14 protein-coding genes, 2 tRNA genes and 1 rRNA gene are annotated in these 20,992 nt (G+C 36.4%); 4 read left to right on the top strand and 13 right to left on the bottom strand.

Annotation, left to right across the window (positions count from 1 at the left end):
- Nucleotides 1–164: 164 nt before the first annotated feature.
- The 13 genes from Q360_RS0113945 to Q360_RS0113895 all read right to left on the bottom strand — a co-directional run bounded on the left by Q360_RS0113945 (nucleotide 165) and on the right by Q360_RS0113895 (nucleotide 15,931).
- The gene (locus Q360_RS0113945; RefSeq protein ID WP_027077642.1) at nucleotides 165–881 is read right to left on the bottom strand and encodes a hypothetical protein; all 717 of its coding nucleotides are present in this window, start codon (nucleotides 879–881) and stop codon (nucleotides 165–167) included.
- 27 nt (nucleotides 882–908) lie between these two features.
- A complete protein-coding gene (locus Q360_RS0113940; protein ID WP_036196021.1) occupies nucleotides 909–1,349 on the bottom strand; it encodes a hypothetical protein in 441 nt (146 codons plus the stop codon).
- Nucleotides 1,350–1,361: 12 nt separating this feature from the next.
- Nucleotides 1,362–3,152: an OmpA family protein gene (locus Q360_RS24770; protein ID WP_051554736.1), complete on the bottom strand. Its 1,791-nt coding sequence runs from the start codon at nucleotides 3,150–3,152 to the stop codon at nucleotides 1,362–1,364.
- 2 nt (nucleotides 3,153–3,154) lie between these two features.
- On the bottom strand, nucleotides 3,155–5,194 hold the full coding sequence (locus Q360_RS0113930; protein ID WP_027077640.1) for a hypothetical protein: 2,040 nt from the start codon (nucleotides 5,192–5,194) through the stop codon (nucleotides 3,155–3,157).
- Nucleotides 5,195–5,232: 38 nt separating this feature from the next.
- The gene (locus Q360_RS0113925; protein WP_156950122.1) at nucleotides 5,233–5,841 is read right to left on the bottom strand and encodes a hypothetical protein; all 609 of its coding nucleotides are present in this window, start codon (nucleotides 5,839–5,841) and stop codon (nucleotides 5,233–5,235) included.
- A 10-nt stretch (nucleotides 5,842–5,851) separates the two neighbouring features.
- Nucleotides 5,852–6,667 (bottom strand): DUF4412 domain-containing protein, encoded by an 816-nt coding sequence (locus Q360_RS0113920; RefSeq protein ID WP_084273450.1) that lies wholly within the window; start codon nucleotides 6,665–6,667, stop codon nucleotides 5,852–5,854.
- A gap of 296 nt (nucleotides 6,668–6,963) precedes the next feature.
- The gene (locus Q360_RS24765; RefSeq protein WP_027077637.1) at nucleotides 6,964–9,915 is read right to left on the bottom strand and encodes an ATP-binding protein; all 2,952 of its coding nucleotides are present in this window, start codon (nucleotides 9,913–9,915) and stop codon (nucleotides 6,964–6,966) included.
- 257 nt (nucleotides 9,916–10,172) lie between these two features.
- Entirely contained in the window at nucleotides 10,173–10,322 is a 150-nt protein-coding gene (locus tag Q360_RS27485) for a TapB family protein (RefSeq protein ID WP_394331956.1), read from the bottom strand.
- A gap of 176 nt (nucleotides 10,323–10,498) precedes the next feature.
- A complete protein-coding gene (locus Q360_RS24760) occupies nucleotides 10,499–10,741 on the bottom strand; it encodes a TapB family protein (protein WP_027077636.1) in 243 nt (80 codons plus the stop codon).
- Between the two features lie 225 nt (nucleotides 10,742–10,966).
- Nucleotides 10,967–11,152 carry an OmpA family protein gene (locus Q360_RS24755; protein ID WP_051554735.1) on the bottom strand — a complete coding sequence of 62 codons (186 nt, stop codon included), beginning with the start codon at nucleotides 11,150–11,152 and terminating at the stop codon, nucleotides 10,967–10,969.
- A 44-nt stretch (nucleotides 11,153–11,196) separates the two neighbouring features.
- A complete protein-coding gene (locus tag Q360_RS23350; RefSeq protein ID WP_051554734.1) occupies nucleotides 11,197–11,955 on the bottom strand; it encodes a hypothetical protein in 759 nt (252 codons plus the stop codon).
- A gap of 761 nt (nucleotides 11,956–12,716) precedes the next feature.
- A complete protein-coding gene (locus Q360_RS0113900; RefSeq protein ID WP_027077635.1) occupies nucleotides 12,717–15,179 on the bottom strand; it encodes an NHL repeat-containing protein in 2,463 nt (820 codons plus the stop codon).
- Between the two features lie 155 nt (nucleotides 15,180–15,334).
- Nucleotides 15,335–15,931, bottom strand: coding sequence for a ribonuclease HII (locus Q360_RS0113895; protein ID WP_027077634.1), 597 nt, complete (start codon nucleotides 15,929–15,931; stop codon nucleotides 15,335–15,337).
- A 321-nt stretch (nucleotides 15,932–16,252) separates the two neighbouring features.
- Between Q360_RS0113895 and Q360_RS0113890 the strand changes: the two genes are divergently transcribed.
- The 4 genes from Q360_RS0113890 to Q360_RS0113875 all read left to right on the top strand — a co-directional run bounded on the left by Q360_RS0113890 (nucleotide 16,253) and on the right by Q360_RS0113875 (nucleotide 20,725).
- Nucleotides 16,253–18,244: a putative porin gene (locus tag Q360_RS0113890; protein ID WP_027077633.1), complete on the top strand. Its 1,992-nt coding sequence runs from the start codon at nucleotides 16,253–16,255 to the stop codon at nucleotides 18,242–18,244.
- A gap of 510 nt (nucleotides 18,245–18,754) precedes the next feature.
- A 16S ribosomal RNA gene (locus Q360_RS0113885) occupies nucleotides 18,755–20,281 on the top strand.
- 164 nt (nucleotides 20,282–20,445) lie between these two features.
- Nucleotides 20,446–20,519: transfer RNA gene (locus Q360_RS0113880), tRNA-Ile, on the top strand.
- 132 nt (nucleotides 20,520–20,651) lie between these two features.
- Nucleotides 20,652–20,725, top strand: a tRNA-Ala gene (locus tag Q360_RS0113875).
- Nucleotides 20,726–20,992: the final 267 nt, after the last annotated feature.

Below are 20,992 nucleotides of genomic sequence, written 5' to 3'. Positions count from 1 at the left end.
CTAAATCCTATTTTGTAATGGTTCATAAATTATTTTGCGAGCAATTGCAAGGACAATTATTGGAAGGTGTTAATTGATTGCTTTGAATTGACAATTATTCGTAGCTAATATAGCTTCGTAGATTTATTTTAGCGTTAGGGCAATACTTTACACGCCAATATTTACTAATTACCCACGGATGAAACGCCAATAGCATCTTCTGAACTGTTTAAAGTCAAGAGTATGTCATCAAAGAAAACTTGAAATTCCCGTCTAAGAATGACACGTAAGTTTTTGGTATAATTTTTATGAATCAAGTGCTGGTCCCTTCTTTCAAATTTACCGCTAATAGTGATTCCCCGTACTTTAAATTGAATGGTATTGGTTACCTTCTCTGGCTGAAGAAGTATACTTATATAGTTCTCACCTGACCATATTACGCTATGCATTCTAGAATCCAGAACCCTATGGTGACTGGTATACTCATTTAGATTGGTTCTTATCAAAATCGTGTCCATTACTGGGAATGCCAGGGTGAAGAATATTTTTCCAGATTGGTTTGCTTTAAAGCTTGTTTTTAAACTTGAAACAGGATCAAAATCATATTGCCAGAAGATATTCCCTATATACCTGCCAGCAGTATATAGTCTTGTATCTATCTCCTCTTTGGACAGACTATCCTTTGCTATTGCAGCCTTGTCACGTAAATCAAAATTTTTATTTATGCTATCCCACTGAAGTATAGCTTTATTTTTTTCAATATTTAATTGAATGCGTTCAGACATCGTAAGGTTCAAAATATCAACTAATTTTTGTACTTCTAATTGTGATTGCTTTTGTCCATAGGCCGTGCTGCAAATAAATATGCAAATAATACATAGTAATTGGATGCTCTTTTTCATGATCTTAAATTTTAAAATAATTTGACACTAACTATCTGTGTGCTGCTTTTCAAAAAACCTGTCAATTTCTTCCTCGGTATATTTTTTGATGTAAACAGCGGTAAAGCCATTATGAACTTCATCCTTAATAAATAAGCTGTTTTGACTAACCGTAAAACATCTTCCGTCTATAAAATCATTATCAACACTAATATGGCACAAGCTATTTCCACGAATTGATTTGGATTTCCATAAATTATAGTTTGATGAAAGCTTTAAGGGATTGCTGAAGTAACTATTGAATTTACAATCAGATGAAAATAAAATAAAGTCGTGGTCTACCCTAGAAAACATGTTTCTGGTTATACCTCCGGTTTTTGTTTGAAGTTCCCAACCTCCAATTTGACTATCTGGTGATGATTGAGAAAACAAGTTGCTAGAGGAGCTAAAGCTTATGAGAAGGCATAAGGTGGATATTGTTTTTTTCATTGTGCTTTTTATTCAATTTGGCAGCACTAAAACCTCTACCCTTCTATTTTTGGCTCTGTTTTCTTCGGTATCGTTCTCAACTAATGGTTCTGATTCCCCCAATCCTATTTCTTTCCATCTAAAACCGCTTCCGGGAATTAATTTTTTAAGTTCGGCAGAGACACTTTTTGCCCTTGCCAAGGATAAATTTTGATTGGTTTGGTCACTTCCCATATCGTCCGTATGACCTTCCACGATTACATTTCCTTTTTTAAGGATAGAGATACTTTTTGCTAGGGTTTTTAAGGCGGTTATGCCTTCCGGTTTCAATACGGATTTTCCAGTTTCAAAAAGCACTTTACTATCTAAATTCAGTCGCATGGCGGCACCTATTGCTGCAATGGCATCTACATCTGCCCCGGGAAGAGCACTGCTTTTTTTAAGGTCTTTCAATCTTACGAAGTAGAATAGTTCACCTCTTTTAACGAATGGTGCGATATCAACTTCGGCCACACCGCCGTCTATTTTACCTACCAGAATCCATTTTTTTCCATCTTTAGAAATTTCTAGGTTGGTGGGTTCAATTTGTCCAATTTCAAAGATGTATAAATCCGGTCCGTTAACATCCGTCAGGGCATTGTCTGTGAACTGTATGCTGAGACTTCCCCCTAGACCTAGACTGTGAATTCCTGTAATATCTTCCGCAAGAAAACCCTTGATTACATCTGGTTCGCCCAACACGTTTTTTACTTGTTGGGTCAACAATAGTGGATGGTTGGCTTTTACGACTTTGTCAGCAAATGAGAGTTTACCTAAGGGTAGATAGACAGCTTTTCGCATATGACCTACATAGGTTTCCCCTACCTCCCCTCCAAAATAGAGGTCGGGATTAAGTTCTTGAAATTTCTTCTTAGCGGCAGCTGCTTTTCTGGCAAAGTTCTTTTTGAAAATTTTGATGATTTTTTTCTGATGTGCAATGGTCCTTTGGTATTTTGGGCTCGCCTTCAAGCTACCTGAGGCAATCTCTTTTTCTGTTTTTTCAAGTTCTATTAGTAGTTGTTCAGCTTCTTTTGCGCTATGCATTTGCCCTGACACTTTACGTAGCATCTTCATTTTCTGATTTTCTTCTGCACTTGCTGGTAGTTCATTTTTTCGTTCTATATCGGTCATTATGTATCTTGCTTCTCTAAGGTCTAGCTGTTCCATTATATTGGTGCCCGCTAAAGAATCTATTTTCTTTAATTTAGCCATAGTAGCGTCTGGCCCTGATTCTGCCTGAACCAATAAAATCGCTTCCTCTAACGAAACGCCGGTAGGCGTACTTTTTGATGCCAGTTGTTCTTTGGATAGTTTGCCTTTATTTTTATAGGCTTCTTCTTCTCGTTGCTTATTTTTTCTATTTTTTATTGCTTCTTGGGCAAGAATGCGAAGACTATCGGGATTGTTGATGAGTTCTTCCATTTCTCCTCTGGAAACTCCACTGGCTTCCAATAAATCTAGAATCATTGTAGATTTCAACATGTTTCCAAGCGAACTGCCGCTACCATCTTCTTTAGAGCCAGCTTCACTTATTTCGAGGAGTTTTTCAAGAGCGCTCTCCTCTTGGGATAAACTGTCCTCACTTTTATTTTCATTGTGCGTATTTAAGAAACCACCTAATAACTCCAAGGATTCTTTGATATCCTTGGAAGACAAATCCGAATTATCGTCTTTTGAGGTACTTTCCGTCTCAGAATCTTTGTCAGTTGACACCTCTTTTTTTAGTTCCTCCGAGCACGAAATGACCATCAGTCCACAAAATAGTATTACAATATAATTTTTCATGATTAGTTTCTTTTGTATTTATCGGCCATAAATTGATAGTAGATGAAACCAGCATGGTTATACCAGTTATCATAACCTAACATGGCTTCACAATTTTCAATAGCTCTTAAGTTTTCTTCAAGGGCATGGATCATTTCTGCATATTTATCATCATATGCTTTGTTTAAGGTGGGTATCGATTTTGTTAGGATAATCATTTTTTGACTTTGCCATACTAATCCAGAAACTCCATGCACACCAGAAACATTATCACCGAAGGCCATACCAGCATTTATTTTTTTCATGGCATGGGCAAAGATTACGCGAAGCCTCTCTAAATTTAAACGTCTGTTGTTGAGGTTGTCATACTCTTTCTCTAAACAAGCACAACCAGCTTCATTTTCATTTTCATAGGTGATTAATGATGATATTGTGCCAAAAATATTGGCCTCTGCATACTTTACTTTAAAATCTTTGTTCTTAAATTCTTTAGTATTAATGTTGACGTCAATACTGTTAATGTGTTTAGTTATTTTTAAAACTGCCATTAGTGTTCCATTGGGTGAATTATCATTATTCTTTATTTTTTCAAGGCTTTGCTTTTCTTCAACAGGAAAACCATTCTCCTTATTTCTTTTTGGAGGATTTTTAAAATCATCTTTATGGTAGTTTATAGGATTACCCTTATTGTCATATTTAGGATGATTATTATTATCATATTCAATAGGTTTCTTATTGGTATCTAATCTTGGTCTTGGTTCTGTGTCGCCTTCTGCATATTCAATGGCTTGTCCATTGATGTCATATTTTGGACGCTTATCATCTCCAAATACAGGATAGTCTATGGGTCTGTTATCTCTATCATATACAGGTCTTTCAAAAGAATCTAGTGCGTCATTATGCGATTGTTCGCCATATTCAATAGGGTCGCCGTTGAGATCATATTCTGGGCGCTCATCATCTCCAAATACAGGGTAGTCTATGCGGTGGTTATTACTATCATATATAGGTCTTCCAAAAGAATCTAGTTCTTCATAATTTTCATTTTCGGTATTGTTGTTAGCGTCTGAATTTGATGTTGAAGTAGAAATAGGTTCAAAAATTGTATTTGTACTGGAAGAATTACCAGAACCCTGACTTGTTGAATTAGCATTACTATTTCTACTGGTTCCAAACTGTGGTGGTATGCACGAAGAAGGTAATCTTGGGCCTCCACTAGCATCTACTTGTGCTTGTGCATCGTCATCATCAGGACCTAACCGTCTTCTAATTTCATTCGCTACGTTATTTGCCCCTTCAAAGAAATCTTGAATACCATCATGATTTTCGATAACAAAACTAAGGGCTCCAGTAAAAACCTCTGAAAGCGATGGACGAGCTTGAGCGGTACTAGTTTCTTGACTTAGAATGAAGCAAAAGAAAATCATTAACGTTTTGGTAGCTCTCTTTTTTATTAACAATAGCACCAATAATAAAGTAATTATACAGAAAAAGCCTATTGTGATGTACATCAAAGTATTTGAATCATTGAATATTGCAACATCTTGCTGTTCAGATATTACACTAGCGACCATTTGCCCACCTCTTGAAGTAGCTTCATCAGATGCCGAATAGTATAAATTACCCATATATGGGATATTTTCACCAGTGGTCCAAACCGCAAGTTGGAATGAAATATTGGGTTTTGTACTGTTAATTACAATTCCAAATTTACCAGCGGTCTCAAAAGACTCCTGAAATAAACCATTTTTAGTACGACCATTAATCTTACTGTCTTTCCAATTAGCTTTAACAATGTCTACTTTAATCTCAGAAGTATTATCCGTAATAACTGTTACCATTACTTTTTGAAGAAGGGTTGTACCCTCTGCCCAAAATCGCAGGGAATCTTTCTCTGTAGTACCTTGCATATAGGCCGAAATCACTTCTTCATTTTGTGGGTCGGGATTAAATTCAAGTGTGTAAACCTCATTGCCAATGTCTAGTTCGGGTATTTTTATTTCTTCCTGACCTAAAGAAAGACTTGTGATAAATAGAATGAGGACGAATACTAAGTTTTTCATAATCGTATTATTTTCTATGTTTTTTCGAAGTAGTTGATTTATTTTTTGAAAGCGTTTGAAAGTTTATCAATATCAGAATACCCAATAGCTGTAAACTCTAAGTCGGTTAGGGTTACTACCCCTTCTTCAGGGTTGAGTAGCGCTTCTTTTTCATACTTAATATTAATGTTTGATACAACTGCTGTGCCAGAGGCTGCAGTTAGATTTGATAAATCAACTGTGCCCGACATAATGCTTTTTGGACTATGTTTTTGTGTGTCAGGACTGAGATAGTAATAACAGGTAAATAGTTTACCATCTTTATTCTTGAATTTCAGTTGTAAGGATGCGATTATTAGTTCAAAAGAATCGGCATCATAATATAGCTGTATGGTTTCACTGCCTTTTTCGAGTTTCTTTGTAAATGTAATTATAGCAGTACGTTTTCTGGGTTTCCCCTCCATAGATACAATACCTGATGCTTTGGTATATGCCCAATCCCGTCCATTTATTTGGCAAAGAATATTGTTGTTTTTAGTTTCTTTCTTTACAATTGGTGCGGTAGATGCTTCTTGAGAAAGAATCGATGTAGTTGTAGCTTCTTTTTTGGTAGAGTCATTACACCCTATCAGCATGGTGAAAACAAGTAATAGTGTAAGCTGTCTCATAGTATATTGGTTAAAAAGGTTTTTCATATTCTAAAGTGTTAATACTAAATGCGCTTTCGCGAAGATCTGTACAAATCATTTTTATTAGTTTTGGATTTTTCTGAGAATAATCTATCATATTCATTTCAAGAGCCAAGCCATCAACCATACTTACCCAGGATTGATCCATACCCTTGCTTCTTTTTATTTTTTTGGATTTTAATTGTGAAAAGGCTTTTTGAATTGATATTCCCGCTTCTTGGGTTACCCAAACAGTACCGGATAGTTGAGACCCTGTAATTTGAAATTCTTGACACTCATATCCCAAAATCACCTTGGTTTGTCCTGTTGGTATAATAGAAATTTCTGGCGTCTCAAATTCTGTGTCTGAAACTTCCTCTAAATCAATTTTCATAGAGTTCATGGTTTTTTGTCCGCCCATATTCATAAAGGTGTGCACGGCAGAATTTGGCAAATCCATTACGGTAATGAACTGTTGATCTTTTCCTGCGGTAAATGAACTGCCCATGTATTCATGGTCATTGGTTAAATAATACGTAATGTCAGTAGTGTCATTATCGCTTACGAGTTCCATGATATATTGATGACTAAATGTGTAGCTTTCAAGCTTTTCTGCCGTTTCCTTTTTAAAAAGCTTACCTTTATTGTTAAATACTGTATCAAAAGTTTTCTCTGTTTCCCTTTCTGTTTTCTGAGCAACTTTACGTTCTATAGTTTCCTCGGCGGCTTCTTGTGCTTTTTTTGTTAATTTTTTAAAGAATTGAGCATTTGTTTGTGTAGTCATTCCCATTACGACTAGTACCAAGATTATTTTAATTTTTTTCATTGTCGTTCTATTTATTCGTTTGGTGTTTTATGTTTTTTTTTTGAAAGGTTAACATCAATGTTACTTCTTAAAGATTATTTCTTTAATTATTCTATCCCTATATATTATTTTCAGTATATAAATACCATCTTTAAGATGGTTAACATTCAGAAATATTTTGTTTTCAGGACAATTTTCAACAGTACCTTCCAAGAAGTATTATCTCAGTAACCCTGTTGTAGGACCAAGGTAGAAGGCAATTTTAAAAAAGGTTATGAATTATGTAACAAAGGCTATGACAGATGTAACATCTATAATTAAGCTGGGCTTCCAAAGTCTGTAGGGGTGCAGTTGTATGCCTCTTTAAAGCATTTACTAAAGTAGGCGTGATTATTGAAACCAACTGAATAGCCTACTTCAGATACGTTAATATCTGACTGTTTTAGAATTTGGATGGCTAATTTTAGACGTTGTGATCTAATGAATTCTGAAGCGGAAAGTCCAGTAAGGGCTTTTAACTTTCGGTGCAATTGCATGCGACTCATATGTATGGCCTTACTGAATTGTTCAGAGGAGAAGCTTGGCTCCACCAATTTTTCGTCTAGAATGTGTTGAACCCGTTCCAAAAATTTTTCGTCAACAGATGTGATAGCGATATCCTTAGGTTTTAAAATTACCTCTTGGCTATATCTAGATTGTAATTTTCTTCTTAGTGCAATTAATGAGGCGGTTTTGGATTTTAGTATTTTTTGATTAAAAGGTTTCGTAATATAATCATCTGCTCCTATTTCTATGCCAGCTATCTTGTTTTTGTCGCCTGCTTTAGCAGTTAAAAGGATGATAGGAATATGACTAGTGAGTTCATTATTCTTGAGCGTGTTTGTTAGGGTAATACCGTCTTTTACGGGCATCATTATATCAGAAATTATAATATCAGGTATAATGTTTAAAGCCTTTAAGCAGCCTTCTTCGCCATTTACTGCCTCTATAACCTTGTATTCTAATTTAAAGGTATCTGTTAATAATCTCCTTACATCAGCATTATCTTCTACAATAAGCAGTATTGGAAGTTCTTTGTTTTCTGGACTTTTTCCTATTTCAGGTTCGTTTAGTTCTAAATTAACAGTTGAGCCAGTAGGCAAAGAATCAGTAGTCACTTTGATTTCTATATTTTTCAATAATGATTTTTCTATAGCTAAAGAAACTTCAAATAATGTCCATTTATTTACTTCGCTTAGAACATTAATTTTTCCGTTATGCAACTCTGTAAGCTCTTTTACTAGAGACAATCCAACTCCGGCACCCTCATTCTGACCATCTGTTTGGTAAAAACGATTAAATATGGTTTTGATTTGCGAATTTGTAAGTCCTTGACCGGTATTTTTTACTTTAATCTTCAGGTAATCATTTTCAATAGAAACGTTTATATGTATTTCTCCTTGTTTAGGGGTGTATTTTACTGCGTTGCCAAGCAGATTTACAATAATATTTTCGAGGGCTTCCCGATCGAACCAAGCTTCTATTTCTTTATCTGAAATCTCTATCTTAAAATCAATGTTCTTTTGTTGTGCCAAGTATAAGAATGACTCACTCCAAGCAGCTATCATTTGGGTTGGTGTATTTTGCTCAAGTAGTAGTCTTCGATTACCGCTATCAATTTTTGAAAGTTCTAGTAATTGGTCTACTAAAGAAGATAATCTCATAACACTTCTTTCTGCCATTTTAAAATGGGCTCTTTTTTCTTTGGATAAGGTTGCGTCTTCTAATAATTCTTGAATAGGGGTGGACACTAAAGTCAAGGGTGTTCTAAATTCGTGAGAAATATTTGTAAAAAAAGTAGTTTTTAAACTATCAATTTCGCGTAGTTTATTAGTAGTCTTTTGACGGTTTCGATATAATGTGAAAAGGAAAATTAAGGCAAGTGACGTTATTCCAATACCACCTAAAAGAAGGTTACGTTGGTTTTTGGTTTGTTGTTCTGCCAGCGCTCTTTCTGATTTCAGTAATTGTATTTCTTGTTCTTTTTTTTGAGTTTGATATTTGCTCTCCAAATCATTGGTAATGTCAATGCTGTTTTTTTTGTAAATACTGTCACTAATGCTTAATTGTTTTTGCTTGTGGGAATAGGCAGATTTGAAATCTTTTATTCCAAAATACGATTGAGCCAGCCCGTAATTAATATTTTTTATCCAAGAAAGTTCAAATTCGCTACTTATTTCACTAATTAATGTACTGGCCTTTTCGAAATATAATATGGCCTTTTTGTATTTTTTTTTATCCAGATAAAGTTGACCTGCATTTAGATTGAATTCTAATAAAATCTCATTGGTTGCATCTTCAAGGTTTAGGAGTTCAGATTTTTTCAAAAAAATCTCAGCTTGTTCAAAATTTCCGATGGCTGAGTAGCTTTTAATCAGTCTTGTATAAATTTCATTTTTTCGATAAATATTACCATACTCTTCATAAAATTTTTGGGATTTCCCGAAATTATCAATTGCTTTTTGGTGTTCACCAATCCTTTGATAATAAATAGCTTTTAAAGTATGGTTGTAATTTAAACCTTCGTTATCATTTAGTCTACGATATATTTTTTCGCTTTTCTGTATGTAACCTAAGGCTTTGGAATCTTTGAGCTCTGAATAAATGTTGCCAATATTATCAGATACCAAGGCAAGAAATCTTCCATTCTCGTTATTTGCAGAATATATTGAATCGGCACTAAGGTAATATTCCAACGCTGTTGCGTAATTATTTTTTTTGAAAGATTGATTTCCTAGCATAGTGAATGCTGAAGCTATAAGATTCCAATTTTTAGATGACTGGGCACTCTTTAAAGCCAATACCCCATATTTTTTTGCATTTGCGTAATCTGATTTGCGGCTATACAGAATAGCTATTTTTCTATAACTGTCAGCTTCCAGATTATAATCATTAGATTTTAACGATAATTCGAGTGCTTTTTGTGCATAGAAAAGCGCACTATCTATCTCATATTTGTAATAGTGATATTTGGATGCAAGACTATAAGAAGTTATTACGAATTCAGGATTTTTTTCTCCTAAAAACAGAATTTTTCCTTTGTAAATATTCGCAGAGTCTAAATTTGTAAATAAGTAGGATTCGTAAACCTTAGTTAAAATATCAAATTTTAAACTTGATTGACTAATATTTTTTAATACTAATTTTAGAGAATCAATAGTTCTATTATTTTGACCTAAAAGAGTAAAGGTTTGTATGAAAAAGTATAGGAAAAGAATATAACTTTTCATTTAGTTTTTGGTTAGTAACTTTAAAGACATGGAATTATCCAATGATTATAAGATAGACAATTTTCTAGTTTCTTGTGTTATATAAAAAGTACCTCCTTAAAGATATTAGGCTTTTATCTTGTGAAATCTGTTTCAATATTTTCAAAAAAACAAGTATATATACTATGATGTTTAAAAACCCATTTGTTGTTTCAGCAGTGAAATAGCGAAAAAAATCCAATTCTTTTAATTTAGTAAGCTCCATTCGGGTCATCAGATTACCTTTTTTTTGTACGATTCTTGTTGAGCATACCTATACCTTCTGCCAGCCAAAGCTTGTTGGTTGTTGTATGTGTAGCACCCATGATTTTTGATATACTAGTCTTGGTAATTAAAAAACAGTCAAAAGTACCAGCCAGCTTGGCAATACTTTCCTTTTTTCAACCTTTCTCTCGGTCTGATTTATAGTAATGTTCATTTTTATACCGCTCATTTTCATAGCTATCGATACGTAGGCATCTTTCAATTCCTTTCCTACACTCAAGTCGTTTGGCAATTAGATGTCTGTTCCAGATATTTCCATATCTAGACCCATTTCTTCATATTACTGCATCATTTGAGTGGGGAAAAGGCAGTCGTAGTCTATTTTGATGCTGTTATCTGAACAGCTGATTTTAAAATCGGAATTGTATATTTCCACCCCTTTATTATCGGTAAATTTTAGGTCAAAAGTGGCGGATATATTGCTGCTATCGTAGCTAACCTCAGAGATGATGTAATCGGTGACACCTTCGGCTTTCTCTTTTTTGTTGTACATCGTGTATCGAAAGGTAACTCCTTCTTCCATCGGATAATACTTGCTGTAGTTTTTTTACGCAAACAAAGAGTTCATTCCCAAGGATAGTACTAGTAGAAATTGAAATTTTTTCTTCATATTAATAGTGTTATTGTTTAATAAATTCTACTCTTCTTTTTTGGGCTTTACCATCCGAGATACTATTATCGCTCATAGAATTTGATTCGCCTTTTCCTCCGGTAATTAATCGATTTTCGTCAATGGAATAGACATTGGTTAAGGCATTTTAATTGCTTCAGCACGCTCTTTGGATAATTTTAGATTTGTTTCGGTATCACCATCGTCGTCGGTATGATCTATGATTTTCAGGCTCGTCCCTTTTTCTTGTTGCAACACTGAGGAAATTTGGAAAATAACTCCCGTAGATTCTGGTCTTATCTTATCAGAACCGGAAACGAACAAAATACTATTTGTAGAGACTTTGCCTACTGAAATAAGCGTTCGCCTTAGGTCGAGCCCCCTTGGATAACTTTTACATTGGTTATGAAAAGACGTTCCTTTCTATCTTTAAAACCTACTGGTTCAAACTTTAGGCTGTTAATTTTATTAGATGGAACCAACCTTGGTACATCCATATATTTAGATTCATTGATCCATAGACGAAATCGTGTGTTGTTTACAGTGACGGATATGTGGGTCGAACTTAATATAGTTTTCCTAACACCTACAGCAATAGTATTATCTGCAAGTTCCTTTCCGTCACTTTGGCTCGACATCCTTAATCTAATGGCAGCGTATTGGCAAAACTGAAGATATGTGTAAACAGCATTGTTTCCGTAGCCAAAAGCATTACTTTCATCTAAATTAATATCAAGTTTGGCTTGAGAAGAGGTTTGTCTATTTAGCCCTGTTGTGAGAACATCAAATTCGATTGTGTATTTTTTTGGGGGACTAGGTACATCGGGTATAAAATAAGATGACATTTTTAGCTCGAACCATTTCTGATTTGACCCCGACAATTGTACTATTTCACCACCAGCATAGGTATTCCATTTAGCTGGAAAATCTCCACTATAGTCATTAGAAAAATCATCAAAAAATAACTGCGTATCACCAGGAACAAAAATAAATTTACTATAAACTACTAGGCTTTTTAGTTCAGACGTAGATGCATTTTCATTATCCGTATTTGGACCGTCTTGCTCTTGGTTTCTTGTGTTTATAGACCCATTCTCTTGGGGTAGCGTGGTTGGCTTTTCTTTCATTTCGCCAGGCTCTTAGATACTGTCCAGGTCTGCATCTATTTGTTTTTGGGTCTCTTGCTCTACTCGATTCTCTTCCGTGTTTTGGCGGCACGTTCGGCAGCTTTTCCTTATTTCTTTAAAAATTGACTTTGTGCCAGAGCTGTACATACTAATAGTGCAGCAATCAAAATCGTTGATCTTAACAACTTTTTGAACGCAGTCATTTTCCTGTATTTAGTGTTCTTTTTAATATACTATTTTAGACTGTACCCATAATGCAAATAACAATGAAAACAATATACGGGGAGTTTTCATATCCTTAAATGTATTAACCAAACAAGCTGTCTATTCTCCAAATCTTGCATTTGGGGTTTATGATTGTATGTTAGGTGTCTATAGATGTATGATTAGTAAAACACTTGAAATCGTGTATTATCTATTTCGCTTAAACCTAGGGCTTATGAGAATTTAATTTTAATAAAAAGGGAAGGGGTTTGTGTTTGGAACAGTTTGAGAAGTAGTAGTAATGTGCTAAATACTTTCGTTATTTGAGGGAAGGAATACCCTTATTTGGTGCTAAGCGGACGATAAAAGATAAGCTAAAAGGGATACCAAATTTTAAGGCTTTTGTTCTGTTTGTATTGGCTTAGAAAACAGCTTATTTCTACTTTAGGAATAACACATAAAAGTAGTCATGACCAGTGTAAAATTTCAAAGGCCAAAGACGCAGGGTAGCGGAATGTGTTTGGGCTAGTTGTTAGATATACTTTTAATTCTGGCTATCAATTTATTCCATAGACCGTAAATGAGTTCTCTTGGTCTTTGATGACCATTTCTGGTTTTCTGTCCTTATTTATATCTGCCATATCTATAGTAGAGGAGCCATAAATAGGGAAATTTGGAATAGCCACTGCTTGACTGTCGAACAAATAACATTTTTGGTTTTGGATATCCGTCACCGAGACGTAAATCTTATCGTTTATATAAAAAATTCTAGGTTTGGAGTATACGCCAAGATCTAAGGTTACTTTTTTGCCCCTTATATGTAATACATTATCGTTCATGATTGCCAACGTTTTGGAAGTCGCATCGAAACCATGGTCTAAGTTTAGTCCAAGGTCCGTTTTAGTAAGCTTGCCTTTGGTATCTATTTGATACAAGAGCCCTTCGCTAGAGGTAAGGCTAATCTTATTTTGGTACAGTCTTATCGTATTGTCTGATAATGGAATTTCTTCTTTTATCTTAATCCTAACGTTACCTACTCTATTCAATACTTTAAGGGTGTTGTTGGCAAGCTTAAAAACGAGATAGTCCTTTCTGTTAATTTTAAAATGCTGTGGCGCTTCAATAATACGGTCGGATGCAGAGGTATATTTAAATCCGGTTACAATCTTACCTTGGTTGTTATACATGAAAACCTTTTTGTTTTGGGTAACCAAAAAACGGTAATCCTTCTTTCCTTCATAGTCAAAAACGGCCAAAGGATTTAAATTTCCACCGGGAAATTCCAAGGAAAATGGGGCTACAGTTTTACCGTTACGATCAAGGATTATGAACTCATTATTGGTTGTGAATGCAAATTGTAGTTTTCCGTTTTTGTAGAGGTCTACTTGATATACCTTCCCTTGTAAAGCCCCATCTAGCTGCTTTTTCCATAGTACGTTGCCATTATTGGAAATTAGATAAAGCACGTTATCCAAATCTTGTACAATGAGTTCTCCCATTTTTGTACGATGGTTGATGGTAAATTGCGGAACAGAACGTAGATCTGTATCTAATTGAGAAGTGAATACTGAGGTGATACTGTTTTTAACTTTTTGTTCCCCAATCTTTTTTATGAAATAACTGCTATGAAAAAATTCGGTTTCAGAAATGATTTCTGAACCAAAAACATAATCAGATAAATTAGCTGCTTTCAGCTGTTTCGCCGTTTCTGCTAAATTGTAGTTCACTAAGCTGTTTTCAAAACCATTGGCGTTTGCAACGGCTAAAATGGAGGAAGCTTCCGTGGTAAGTTCTTCTAAGTTTTGAAAAAGGCTAGTTTTTGGTATGGTGTTAGCGTTTTTGTGGGCTATAATTACTTTTTCTAAGGATTCCTTCTCTTGGGCAAAAACTAAGGTGTTCTCTATGACACAACTATACTTAGATTCAAAATTAGCTACAAGCGGTTTTAAAGCACTCTCAAGAAGTGTGGTTTCTCCGAGTTCCCATATTTCACTACCTTGAAACTCAACACTACTTTTACGTATACTTTTTAAATAATCGGTTATTTCATCTGTCCCAAAGGTTTTTAAAAGTACTATTGGTTGCTCTTCTAGTTGTGCAGTTCCTATTTCCTCAATGGCACTAAAAAGCGAATCTATAGCTGTGTTTTGATTCAAATAAAGCCTTTGATTTGAAGAAAACGATTTATAGTTGCTAAAGGTGTATGATGCAAAGGAAGATGTATTTGCTGGGAGCATTTCGTACGTAACATTCGCTAACGGTTTGGCTCCTGAAAATAACTCAAGATAGTTCTTGTTAGCATCTTTAGCGGTACTTATTCCGTTTAAAAAAAGCCCGTCACTCCCTAAGGATACATCCAAAAATAACCAATCTGCAAAATGGGATGGGAGTAGAGCAACTTTTGTGTCAGTAAGATGTTCTAAGAGTGCGTCGCTATTATTTAAGTCAACCCACAAATGACCTAATTTTGTGGCGTTCGAAACATTATGAAATTTTACTAATTGTTGATTTATTACTCGTGTGTCAAAGATAGAGATAAGATGCTCCAGTAGTTTAATAGAAGAACTTAGGATTTCTTTTTTTTCAATACGAGTGGTGTAAAATTCATGATTTTCAACGGTGTATTTTTTAATATTGAAGTTTTGATATTGTAATGTTTCTATGGTTTTATCGGTTATTTCGGAAAGTTGTAAATATGGTATTGTGTCCGAAGCTACAAAAGTGAAATCAAGTGTTTGTAGCGAGTCAATTGTAAAACTGATCAGTGCTTCTTGGGAAGGCTGTACATAATTTAATGGAACAAGAACTTTAGATATTTTTTTACTTATATCTAATGTAAGCAGCTTTTGAATAAGGTCATTTTCATCCAGTTCGGCGGTAAAGGCATTAAAGTCGTTTATTTTAACAATTGCACTGGTATTTTCTGGTATGAATTGTAACAAGCTGGACTGGAATTCCTTTTCCGGGGAACATTGAATTCCTAATACGATACCTAAAATCAGAAGAATTTTAATTTTCATCCGTTCATGTTTATTTGTTTTCACTTGGCTCTATTTGCTTGCTCCATTACATTACTCTTTCCTACGGGGATAAACGTTCTCCAAATGATATTTTAATCTGTATATAGAAGTGTTGTATTTGACTTTTTAAAAAGCTTTTGACAAATCTATACTTTTTATAGTTCTATTGTAAGCGGTCGGGGAAGTAGTTGGAAGCTTTTTCTGTGATAGGGTGTTACTCCATATTTTTTTATTGCCGCCCTATGTTCCTTAGTGGGATAGCCTTTGTTTTGTTTCCAATTATACATAGGATATTCTTCGTGTATACGAACCATATATGAGTCTCTGCAGGTTTTAGCTAAAACAGATGCCGCCGCAATGCTTAAGTATTTAGAGTCCCCTTTAATGATGCAGGTATGCAGTATGTCTTTAAAAGGATTAAACCGGTTACCGTCAACAATTATATGTTTGGGTACTATTTTTAATTGCTCCAGAGATCTGTGCATAGCCAAGAAAGAAGCATTTAAAATATTTATTTTATCTATTTCGAATGGATACACATGAGCCACCGCAAAAGATGTACTGGCTGCTTCTATAATCGGTTTTAATTCATTTCGTATGCGTTCCGATAATTGTTTGGAGTCGTTAAGGACCCCGTTCTTAAATTTTTTTGGAAGTATAACTGCTGCCGCAGTAACAGGGCCGGCAAGGCATCCTCTGCCTGCTTCGTCCGTTCCTGCTTCCCCCTGTTCTTTGTAAAAGTTTAAAAGCATACTAGTGTTCTAATGGCCTTTGACGGTAAGTCTTTCTAAAAGATATGCTAATATAATTATTAAAAATAGAGTAGTGCTTTGCGTGTCATTATAATAACTAAGACACGCAGTTGCATAGAAAGTCCCAAAGCATAATCAGTAGGGTCGTTCAAGCAGTTGTATAAAGCGCTTTATCTTTTCTCTAAGCTAAGAATGAACCCTTACATAGCTTTTTGTTGGAGTGCAGCTAAGATTAGAAATATAGGTTTTATATTCTAAGGTAAACTTTCACATTTAGTTAGCAACAAAAAAAGTAACTTTGGCAACGAAGATATAAGAGGTATGAAATGTTTTTTGACCGGACTCTTTTTGTTCGTTGCTTTTACAGTTGTTGCACAAGAAACGCAACAAGAACCTGCCGGAAACCTTCTTTCGGATTCAATAGCAGACACAACTAGAGCTACCAAAAAGAAGGCTCCAATAGTTAAAGTAGTTGACACGGTTAGTATTCGTAACTACAAGATAATTTCTCATCAAAGGGATACCACATATTTGGATACCACGCTAACCATTCAAAAGGAATATAAGTACAACTACCTGCGTAGCGATGATTTTGAGCTCCTGCCTTTTGCTAATATAGGACAGACCTACAATAAACTCGGTGTTGATTTTGAACGACCTAACCTTTATCCAAGTTTAGGAGCTAAGGCTAAACATAACAGATATAGGGAGATAGAGCAGATGCAGTATTACGATGTAATAACGCCGATGACGGACCTAATGTTTAAAACCACTTTAGAGGAAGGTCAATTATTGGATGCACTACTCACCTTTAATACCTCAACACGTTTCAACTTTTCTATTGCCTATACTGGGTTTAGGTCTTTAGGCAAGTACAATTCAGAACAGATACAATCGGGCAACTTTATAACTACGGCCAATTATTTAAGCAGAAATAATAGGTATCTTTTGAGAACGCATGTTGCAGCCCAAGATATTACATCTCAGGAAAACGGAGGTTTAACGGAAAAGGAATTGCAATTCGAGAGTGGTGATGATGATTTTATTGACAGGCCTAAGGTAGATGTTCGTTTCACTGATGTTGATAATAAAGTGTTGGGCAAACGATATTATTTGGATCATCAATATAAACTGATAAGAAGCCAGCAGGACTCTAGTCTAGTTGAGAATACTTCTTTAGCAATTACGCATTCATTTAATTACGAGACTAAATTCTATCAATACAAGCAAGGAGCTAGCGACGATTATTTCGGAGAATCTATTCTCAGTACTATTAACGACAAGGCTTCCTTAAAGGTATTTAATAATGATATTGGTGCTTCTTTTTATAATAAGACTTTAGGTGAGCTTAAAGGGGTAGTAAATATCTACAATTATAATTACTTCTTTAATAGTATTCTAACCACATCGGAAGGGGAAACTATAACGAACCAACTAAAGGGAACTGAACTTGCTGTCGGGGGTGATTATAAAAAACAAATAGGAGCCTTTGCTATTGATGGTTCTGTTCGATATAACTTATCAGGTGAGCTAACTGGTAATATTCTCGATGGGGCTGTATCTTATATGTATAATGAGAAACACAGATTTGAATTCGCTGTGCACTCTTCCAGCAGAATGCCAGATTTTAATTTTTTGTTGTATCAAAGTGATTATTTAAACTATAATTGGCAGAATACTACAAATTTTGAGAAGGAGCGTGTGAATACCTTGCAATTGGGATTAGATTCCCCACTCTTGGGAAACCTTTCGGTGAAGTATAGTATTTTGGATAACTATACGTATTTCGCTGCAGACCCAAGTGCTGCGTTTGAGGAGGGTTTTGAAAATGCAAATATCAAACCGCTTCAAGAGAGCGAAAGTGTCACGCATTTAAAAATCAAATATGCTAAGGAGTTTAGGCTAGGTAAATTTGCATTGAACAACACCGTAATGTATCAATCCATAGCGCAAGATCAAAATGTGCTAAATGTACCGCAATTGGTTACTAGAAATACCCTGTACTTTTCATCCGATGTATTTAAAAAGGCAATGTACCTGCAGACGGGGGTAACCTTAAAATATTTTACAAGCTATAACATGGATGCTTATAACCCGGTGTTGGGTGAGTTTTTTATCCAGAATAGGGAAGAGCTGGGGGGATTTCCCCTACTAGATTTTTTTATCAACGCAAAGGTGAAGCAAACCAGGATATATTTAAAAGCTGAACATTTTAATTCTTCCTTTACGGGCTATAACTTCTATTCAGCTCCCAATTATCCATACCGCGATTTCGTTGTGCGCTTTGGTTTGGTTTGGAATTTCTTCTCTTAATCGTCATTTTTAATCCAGAAGTAGTTTTTTTTCATATCATTTTTGTTTCCAAGAGGCTATAATATAGGGGTTTGGCGCGATGTATAAAAAAACCTTCAAAAAAGTTTGTTTTTTATTGTTGTTGGTATGAAAAAGGATGTTACATTTGCACCCCGCAAACGAGCTATGTTTATAGTGAGTGAGGGGTAAGTTCTTTAAAAGTTGTGTTGTACGGTTAATTTTCTCGACCGTTTGAAAAGAAGTTTTATTTTTTTTCAAAAAAGCTTGTCGGGATAAAAAACAGTTGTATATTTGCAGCCGCTTAGGGAAATACCTTAAGCAAAAAGAAGCGTTCTGAGGGAGTTTACTTGGGACAATTAGGAGTTCATTGAAATATTGTGGAGAATCGAAGTGAGTAGAAAAGGATTGGTCCTTTTTGAAAATTTCGGACAAGAATTATAAAGAATTAGATCGAGAGAATCGGGGCCGGGGACGGACATTGGAATTGTTGGGACGAATATTTACAAAACAACGATGAAGAGTTTGATCCTGGCTCAGGATGAACGCTAGCGGCAGGCCTAACACATGCAAGTCGAGGGGTAACATAGTAGCTTGCTACTGATGACGACCGGCGCACGGGTGCGCACCGCGTATGGAACCTACCTTTTACAGGGGAATAGCCTTTGGAAACGAAGATTAATGCCCCATAGTATCTTAATACAGCATTGTATTTTGATTAAAGCCTTCGGGCGGTAGAAGATGGCCATGCGTCCCATTAGTTTGTTGGTAAGGTAATGGCTTACCAAGACTACGATGGGTAGGGGCCCTGAGAGGGGGATCCCCCACACTGGTACTGAGACACGGACCAGACTCCTACGGGAGGCAGCAGTGAGGAATATTGGACAATGGAGGAGACTCTGATCCAGCCATGCCGCGTGCAGGAAGAATGCCCTATGGGTAGTAAACTGCTTTTATACAGGAAGAAAAAGAGCTACGTGTAGCTTATTGACGGTACTGTAAGAATAAGGACCGGCTAACTCCGTGCCAGCAGCCGCGGTAATACGGAGGGTCCGAGCGTTATCCGGAATTATTGGGTTTAAAGGGTCCGTAGGCGGGCGATTAAGTCAGTGGTGAAAGTCTGCAGCTCAACTGTAGAATTGCCTTTGATACTGGTCGTCTTGAGTTATAGTGAAGTTGCCGGAATATGTAGTGTAGCGGTGAAATGCATAGATATTACATAGAACACCGATTGCGAAGGCAGGTGACTAACTATATACTGACGCTGATGGACGAAAGCGTGGGGAGCGAACAGGATTAGATACCCTGGTAGTCCACGCCGTAAACGATGGATACTAGCTGTCCGGAACCTTGAGTTCTGGGCGGCCAAGCGAAAGTGATAAGTATCCCACCTGGGGAGTACGTTCGCAAGAATGAAACTCAAAGGAATTGACGGGGGCCCGCACAAGCGGTGGAGCATGTGGTTTAATTCGATGATACGCGAGGAACCTTACCAGGGCTTAAATGCATTTTGACAGGGGTAGAGATACCTTTTCCTTCGGGCAATTTGCAAGGTGCTGCATGGTTGTCGTCAGCTCGTGCCGTGAGGTGTCAGGTTAAGTCCTATAACGAGCGCAACCCCTACTGTTAGTTGCCAGCATGTCATGATGGGGACTCTAACGGGACTGCCGGTGCAAACCGTGAGGAAGGTGGGGATGACGTCAAATCATCACGGCCCTTACGTCCTGGGCCACACACGTGCTACAATGGCAGGTACAGAGAGCAGCCATGTCGCAAGGCAGAGCGAATCTACAAAACCTGTCACAGTTCGGATCGGGGTCTGCAACTCGACCCCGTGAAGCTGGAATCGCTAGTAATCGGATATCAGCCATGATCCGGTGAATACGTTCCCGGGCCTTGTACACACCGCCCGTCAAGCCATGGAAGCCGGGAGTGCCTGAAGTCCGTCACCGTAAGGAGCGGCCTAGGGCAAGATTGGTAACTAGGGCTAAGTCGTAACAAGGTAGCCGTACCGGAAGGTGCGGCTGGAACACCTCCTTTCTAGAGATTGTCCTTTTAAGGACAGTCCCTGACGGTTTTGAGATAAGTTCTCGGTCCCGTTTTTTCGATTTATTATTTTATATTCTTTGTCTAATTATTCTTCCACAATTATGATATATAGTAAATGCTGTATGGTTTCCTTCGGGAGGCTTTAGAGTAGGGACAGTCCCATAGCTCAGCTGGTTAGAGCGCTACACTGATAATGTAGAGGTCGGCAGTTCGAGTCTGCCTGGGACTACAGAAGCCCAAGGGTTTGTAGAAGAATCTGGGCAACGTTCATTGAGATTAAAGTATTGGAAATTTTAGAAGTTGGGAGAAGAGGGTTTGATAACTCATAACTCATCACTAATAACTCATCACTAAAAGAAATGGGGGATTAGCTCAGCTGGCTAGAGCGCCTGCCTTGCACGCAGGAGGTCATCGGTTCGACTCCGATATTCTCCACTAGGTAATACTGGGTGATAATTTAATTATCTCCGAGTTTTGTATGGGAAGTCATTAATTTAATTGTTGTTGGCAACCCACCAAACGTTCATTGACATATTGGAACAGGATATATAACATTAGTGTTGTATATACCTAAAAAGAAAGAAACACGAATCTTAATTACGTACGCAAGTACGTAATGATAGTAAAGAGTACGAATATATAATAAGTAAGCAATAAGAAGGTTTGGCGACAAGCTGGAAAAGGGCGTATGGGGAATGCCTA

Source organism: Maribacter antarcticus DSM 21422 (assembly GCF_000621125.1).
Classification (GTDB): Bacteria; Bacteroidota; Bacteroidia; order Flavobacteriales; family Flavobacteriaceae; genus Maribacter; species Maribacter antarcticus.
The sequence above is the reverse complement of the archived record's forward strand: the minus strand, read 5'-3'. Positions and strand labels throughout refer to the sequence as shown.